General features: G+C 53.6%; 8 protein-coding genes. 7 read left to right on the top strand and 1 reads right to left on the bottom strand.

Annotated features, from left to right (window positions below; all coding sequences use genetic code 11):
• Positions 1–221: 221 nt before the first annotated feature.
• The gene (tnpA, locus tag QT222_RS08725) at positions 222–620 is read right to left on the bottom strand and encodes an IS200/IS605 family transposase (RefSeq protein WP_491476940.1); all 399 of its coding nucleotides are present in this window, start codon (positions 618–620) and stop codon (positions 222–224) included.
• A 43-nt stretch (positions 621–663) separates the two neighbouring features.
• Between tnpA and QT222_RS08720 the strand changes: the two genes are divergently transcribed.
• From QT222_RS08720 to QT222_RS08690, 7 genes are all read left to right on the top strand, one after another.
• Complete coding sequence (locus tag QT222_RS08720; RefSeq protein WP_491476939.1) at positions 664–1,980, top strand: RNA-guided endonuclease TnpB family protein; 1,317 nt, start codon at positions 664–666, stop codon at positions 1,978–1,980.
• A gap of 243 nt (positions 1,981–2,223) precedes the next feature.
• Positions 2,224–3,471, top strand: coding sequence for an orc1/cdc6 family replication initiation protein (locus QT222_RS08715; protein ID WP_004968215.1), 1,248 nt, complete (start codon positions 2,224–2,226; stop codon positions 3,469–3,471).
• A 363-nt stretch (positions 3,472–3,834) separates the two neighbouring features.
• Positions 3,835–4,209 (top strand): MarR family transcriptional regulator, encoded by a 375-nt coding sequence (locus QT222_RS08710; RefSeq protein ID WP_042662855.1) that lies wholly within the window; start codon positions 3,835–3,837, stop codon positions 4,207–4,209.
• Between the two features lie 166 nt (positions 4,210–4,375).
• Entirely contained in the window at positions 4,376–4,912 is a 537-nt protein-coding gene (locus QT222_RS08705) for a DUF7437 domain-containing protein (protein WP_042662856.1), read from the top strand.
• On the top strand, positions 4,909–5,436 hold the full coding sequence (locus QT222_RS08700) for a PIN domain-containing protein (protein WP_042662858.1): 528 nt from the start codon (positions 4,909–4,911) through the stop codon (positions 5,434–5,436). The genes QT222_RS08705 and QT222_RS08700 overlap by 4 nt, the downstream gene beginning before the upstream one ends.
• A 466-nt stretch (positions 5,437–5,902) precedes the next feature.
• Positions 5,903–6,151, top strand: a complete 249-nt coding sequence (locus tag QT222_RS08695) for a hypothetical protein (protein WP_004968218.1) — start codon at positions 5,903–5,905, stop codon at positions 6,149–6,151.
• Positions 6,152–6,155: 4 nt separating this feature from the next.
• On the top strand, positions 6,156–6,569 hold the full coding sequence (locus QT222_RS08690) for a DUF7985 family protein (RefSeq protein ID WP_491476938.1): 414 nt from the start codon (positions 6,156–6,158) through the stop codon (positions 6,567–6,569).
• The last annotated feature ends 42 nt before the right edge of the window (positions 6,570–6,611 follow it).

The following is a 6,611-nucleotide window of genomic DNA, read 5'->3' as shown; positions in this document are numbered from 1 at the left end:
GTCTGTTACAACATCAGTGTGTAGTTGAACAAGCGAATCAAATGAAATGTGGTGTCTACAAAAGAAACAGATGAACAGGTGGTTCTAGCACTCTCGTCGTGAAATTCTGCAATAGATAAATTATTGATGCTTCAACCCGGTGAGATATGCCTGATTTCTCTAAAGGAAACAGCGAGAGTTCCACGGGTCACCTGACCCGTGGGTGAATCGCGTACGCTCGCCTAATGTTCCGTCTCCTCGATGTACCGACGAACCACGTCCTCGGAAACAGCACCAGTCGTCCCGACGTAGTAGCCATCCTTCCACAGGCCACTTCCCCAGAAGTACCGCTGTTTGAGTTCAGGGTGGCGTTTCAGAATCGTTCGGCCCGAGTAGCCTTTGAATTGCTTAGCAATCTCGGCAGGACTCCATTTCGGGTCGGCCTCCACGAACAAGTGAACGTGGTCGGTGGCAATCTCCATCGACACAATCTCGTGACCGGACCGTTCGGCAGTCCCCCGGAACAACTCCGCAAGTTCGTCTCGAACTAACTCCAACATCCCGTGTCGATACTTCGGACACCACACGAAATGATACTTACACAAACTAATCGAATGTGCATGACTCCTGTATTCACCCATTCGAATCTCTACGTTTATTATCATTTGATTCGATAGTCAAGGTATGGGTATCGAAGAAGTCACGAAGACCGCACGTACTCGACTCTGCATAGAGTCTGGTGAGCGGTCGTGGCTCAAAGATGCCCGTTACACCGCACGAGACATCGCCAACGACACACTCCGACTCAAGCAAGACGGCTACTCACGCACCAAGATTCAGAAGGAAGTTGACCGCAAGGACTTCCTTCGTAACAACAAGTGCGCGGTTGTCGGGAAAGCCCTGCAAGCGTGGGACTCCTACAAAGAACTCCTCAACTGGTGGCACGACCAAGACGACACCAACGTCGGGAAACCGTCGCCACCGGCCACGGACAAGAAGGGAACATACCCGCTCGTCATGGCACACACCGAAGGCTATCGACTCACCCAAAACGACGAGACTGACCGTATTCGGTTCCGTGTGAGTCCGAAGCCGTACAAGAAGGTGAAAGGACACCTTCGAGGACGACCGGAAGACCTCAACCTCATCGAGTCAGCCTTAACTGAAGACGAATGGTCGTTGGGACAGGCCGAACTCCTGTACCGAGATGACGTGTACTACCTACACGTCACGGTCAAAACAGAAGCCGAAGTGCCTGAACCTGAAGACGCGGACACACTCGTCGGCGTCGATATTAACGAGCGCAACATCGCCCTCACCGCTCTTACTCGTGAAACGATGGACACGCTCGGAACACTCGTGCTTGACTACGGCTCGGTGAAAGCCGAACGCCAACGCCACCACACCATCACGAAACGCTGTCAAGAACACGGCCAACACTCCATCCACCACCAACTCGGAGAGAAAGAAGAACGCTACACCGAGTGGGTTCTTCACCGGATGTCCCGAGTCGTGGTGGAGTTCACACAACAGTTCCCGAACCCGGTCATCGTGTTCGAGGACTTGAGCGGGATTCGAGACGCCATCAAGTACGGCACGTACATGAATCGTCGTCTGCACAAACTGCCGTTCCACAAGTTCGAGCAACAGGTTCGATATAAAGCGACATGGAACCAGATTCCGTGTGAGACGGTCGAGTCGCCGTACAATTCGAAGGCGTGTTCGTGTTGTGGTCATCGGGGATACCGTCAGGGTCGGCGGTTCCGATGTACGAATGATTCGTGTGAAGTTCAGCAAGACCATGCTGACCGGAACGCGAGCGTGAACGTGGCGTGGCGAGCGTGGGCGAAACACGCTGGCGTAGACGTTGAATCGGTTAATTACCGGACTCGCAAAACCCAACCATTTGTTCGGAAGGTGAGCCTGTCTGGGTCGGGGCGTTCTGTAAACCGCCCATCCTCATCCCGCGAAATCGCTTCGCGTGGAGTGCTTACGACATAGGCTGAGGGAATTACAAAAGCCACGGGTCACCCGACCCGTGGTCGTTTACAAGCTAATCGACTTTTGGACTTCGCTAGTATATCTTGGGAGTTGTCTCCGGGCAAAAGCTGGGGAACTAGTCTCGTCGACCGTGGACAATATGGACAACAACTCGGGAAACAAATGAAATACGGTGTGTACAAACGAAACAGATGAACAGGCGGTCCGGGGGGTTTATATCATTTGGCAACACAATCCTCACCAATGGGCCAATTTGAGTTCAAGCGTGGGAACACCCCCTACGTCAACAGAGGGGCACTCACCGACGAGTATACTCCAAATTCTCTCGTCGGTCGCGATGACGAACTCGAAGAGTACCACTCGGCGCTTGAGCCGGTTATTTGGGGGGAGACTCCAAAGAACATCTTCCTCTACGGTAAGACCGGGGTCGGCAAGACTGCCTCAACTAAATACTTCCTCAAGCAGCTCGAAGCAGATTCCGAACAGTACGATGACCTTGTCCTGCGGACGGTATTTTTGAACTGCGACGGACTGGAGACGAGCTATCGTCTGTGTATTGCACTCGTCAACCAGATGCGCTCGGCCTCCCAACAAATCTCTGAATCCGGTTACTCGAAGTCTGAAGCATATGCGATGCTGTGGGAAGAACTGGAATCGAGAGCTGGAACTGTCCTCATCGTTCTGGACGAGGTTGATCACATCAAATCCGGTGAAGACAGTATTCTGTACCAGTTGTCTCGTGCCCATGCTAATGGGAACGTCTCCGATACGAAGATCGGAATCATCGGTATCTCAAACGACTTGACATTCACAGATGACCTCTCACCAAAGGTCAAAAGCTCACTGTGTGAACGCCAACTTCACTTTCCAACGTACGACGCGACTGAACTCCAAGATGTCCTCCAACAGCGTGCCGATATCGCGTTCAAAGACGACGGACTCGATGAAGGAGTAATTCCACTCTGTGCTGCATACGGCGCCAAAGAAGCAGGTGACGCTCGTAAGGCTCTTGACTTACTACTAGAGGCAGGCGACGTTGCTCGCGAAAACAAACGCAGCTTAGTCACCGAAGACGACGTCAACCGAGCACAAAGCCGGCTGAAATCGAAGAAGGTCAGGCGTGGAATTCAGGGATTACACGAACACGACCACTACATACTCTATGCTCTCTGTGTGTTGGCTGCAAACGGCAAGATGCCTGCGCGTACACGTGTGATCTACCCACAGTATGAGCGAATCTGTGAAGCTGGTGATATCGACCCCCATACTTCTCGCTGGGTATCTGACCACCTTGACGAGCTCAAAATGCTCGGCTTGCTTTCGGTGACCGAAAAGAACCTTGGCCGGAAAGGTGGAAAATACCGGAAATGGGACTTGAAGACTGACATCTCTAACATTCTCGAATCGATAGAAGAAACCCTGAAAGTAGTAGGAGTCCTTCGCAGTATCGAACCGTACATCCCTGATTCACTCGAGCTTCGGTCCAACTGACGGTGCGGCATTTTTTGCTGGGGCCAGATTCACTCCGATGTTCCTGCTGACACTGCCACTCGGTGGCTTCAGTAGGAAACTCATCAGTTGGCGCGGAGCCACAACACCTTGTACCGCCGTAAAATGCGGATACTGAGTCGTCTTTGTCTATCAACAATCTCCTTGCTGAATCAACTCGCCACTCTGCGGATACTCGGTCAGACACACCACTATTGCCAGTAAAAACTAGTATCCTCCCAACGACCTCAGATTGATCACACTTCTATTGGGAGAACGCGTCAATCGAGACCTTCCAGCGTCCAAAGAGTACTCTGGAACAACTACTCCTCCAAGTCTATTACTCCCCGTTACATACTGTTACATATGCCCGTTGATTTCGAAAATTACCAGCCATCGGATCTTCCAGGACCGAATACGAATGGGCGGACCATTCTTCGCTTCCTCGCAGCGACTCCAGAAACAGGGTATCGAGCAGGTGAGATTGCTGAGGCGCTCGACATCCCACGAGGAAGTGTTGGGACGACGCTTAGCCGACTCCATAATCAGGGGTTTGTGCGTCATAAGGGCGAGTATTGGGCGATCAATCTCGACGCCTACGATGCACATACTGCGAGCTTGATTGGCTTGGCCGCCGTGAGCGAGCAGTTTGAGGGCGACTACTACGACGAGAATCCGGACTGGGATGCAAATCTCCCTGATCTCGATGAGTATGAAGATGCAGACTCGGGTGCAGAGTGAACCGTCTCGGGATCAAGCCCTGAGGCACTCGCCTTGTTTTCTCTGTAGAACAAGAATGGGGTGGTGCCGCAGCGAGCGACTGGCCTTCGGTGAGTGGCAAGTTAGTTTCGAGCTTTGGCCCTTCGCCGGAAGTCTTATCACGAATTATGGATAATTCGTAATTGAAATGGCGCAATCACCTCCCCGGTCAGGCCGCCCACCAATTCAGCAGCTTCAGACGGTGGCCGACCTCCTCGACACACCCACACTTGCTCGGCTGTATGCCCATATCTTACAACACGGACCGGTCACCGTGTCCGAGTTGGTCGGCAAACTCGATATTCCACAGGGAACTGCCTACGACTATATGCAGAACCTCGAAACAGCTGGGTTAGTAGAGAAAGTCTGTGAGCAGCGTCCGTACGAATACGATGCCGAGTCGATCGCACTTACGCTCTCGACAGACGGTGAAACCCAAACGATCACACCAGCACTTATCGCCGCTGTTGCCCGCCGCGACCAAGACGAGGACATCGACATCTACATCGAGCGGCATGGTTTCGACGGGCTTGCTGTCGCCCTCGAGTACGCCTCCGAGTACGTCGACGGGACGGTCAACCATCGGATTGCGGCCCGGGAACTTGACCTTTCACCGCTTGAAGCCGAGATCATTCTCCAGGCGCTGGAACCAGTTGCCACTGAGTACGCCGGTTCCGGTGCATGAAGACGGTGTATATCGCTGATACCGGTGTCTTCGTTCGGTGTGGTGGGCCAGACAAGGACAAGTTTCAACGGCTCCGTCGAGCACTCCAACAGGCTGGTGTCTCATTGCGTGTCCCCCAACGCGTCTACGAAGAACTCGGTGGCGATCCGGCAGCGGACGCGTATCCCTCGGGAAATATTCCCTATCCCGATGGATTCGAGGAGGGCTGGATCGTGGTTGCCGACGAACTTGACTACACCAACCCGCTTGTCTCGACGGTGATGGACGAAGCCCGCCGGTTTATCGCTAACGAGACTGGCCGTGACGAAGATATCACCGAGAAAGCGGACACGGCACTCGTGGGGCTTGCTGCTCAGGTACTCGATACAGAGCAGGCGGATCACGTCGTTCTCTTGACGACCGACAAACCGGCGGGTCGGGCGGCCGAAACACTCCTTCCTCAACATGGCTTCAGTGACCGTATCGAATTCCGATATGTAAGCGTTGAGTATCTCGAGACGATCACGGCCAATGAATTTCGATAACACAGCAACGAGGTGAGGACCGATGAACGACGATCATCCTTCCGTTCCAAAACAACTCTCGCCGAAGCTTTGAGCATTACCCTAGAACAGGGGATGACGTCGCGGTGGTGACGACAGGAACTATTGACGCAACCCTCTCATAGACTGGCGGTTCTCCGAGTGGGCCGCTGGTGACCATACTGATGATGACTAGACGGCAATCGTGTCCGACGATGTTTACCGAGAACTCACTTCGAGGATCTCAACGCGTGCGTCTTCCCAGAGTACGCCTGGCAGTCAGGTAGGAATCAAGGACTCAAGCAGAATACGATACAAATCTATCTGCCTTCAAGATTTCTTTTGTGAACCTTACATCTGATTTGGCATGCTACCACACTTCATGTTGGCCAGTAAATATATAATATTCCATCAATCTGATTGACATGTACGCACCGCAAGACAATCGGTGCGGAACGATACCGAACACATGATCTCCCGCTCAGTCACCGTCGAAGACATCGATGAGTTGTTCCTCAGGTGGAACGACCATCTCAACGCATCGGCCCTCTATCGGCAAGCCCTCCGCGACGAGATGCAACTTCGCGACGTTGAGCCGCATAAACTCCGCGCACAACTCACCGAAGCGCGTGAGTTGGGCTACTCGCTCGATGAGATTGCAACCATGACGAGTCGCTACGCCGACCTCCAAGCGCTCGTGTACGACCACACCGAGTGACCTCATGTCTGACTCACACTCCCCTACTGACGCTCGCTCCGCCGACCAGCGACGGCCCTCCCGATCCATCCTCCGACACGTCGCAATCGGGTGCATCCTGTTCACGATGGCTGCTGTCCAACCAGTTGCCGCACAAGACAGCGTGGTCTGCAGCGCTGAGAAATTGCCGGGGATGGTCGAGGGCTTCTTCCAGATCACGACGACGCTCGGCTTCATTGGGTTGGCAGTCATCTGGCAGGCCGATTCCCTCGCTGAGATCTTCACCGCCAGCCCCGAACAGAAAAAGCGACTCAAAGTCCACAAGCGCGCAGCACTCAAATCCGCCCTCATCTTGGCGGTGGTCGGCCCGCTGTATTCCGTTGTGGCGTCGATTATGCGCCTCCCACTTGGAGACTGTGTGAACCGCACTCCCTGGTAAGCGCCCCACCAATCCTCCTTTGCCCTCCCATGAAGCATCGAG

This window comes from Haloferax sp. s1, assembly GCF_058382125.1.
Note: the sequence above shows the minus strand (reverse complement) of the source record. Positions and strands in the feature narration are given on the sequence as shown.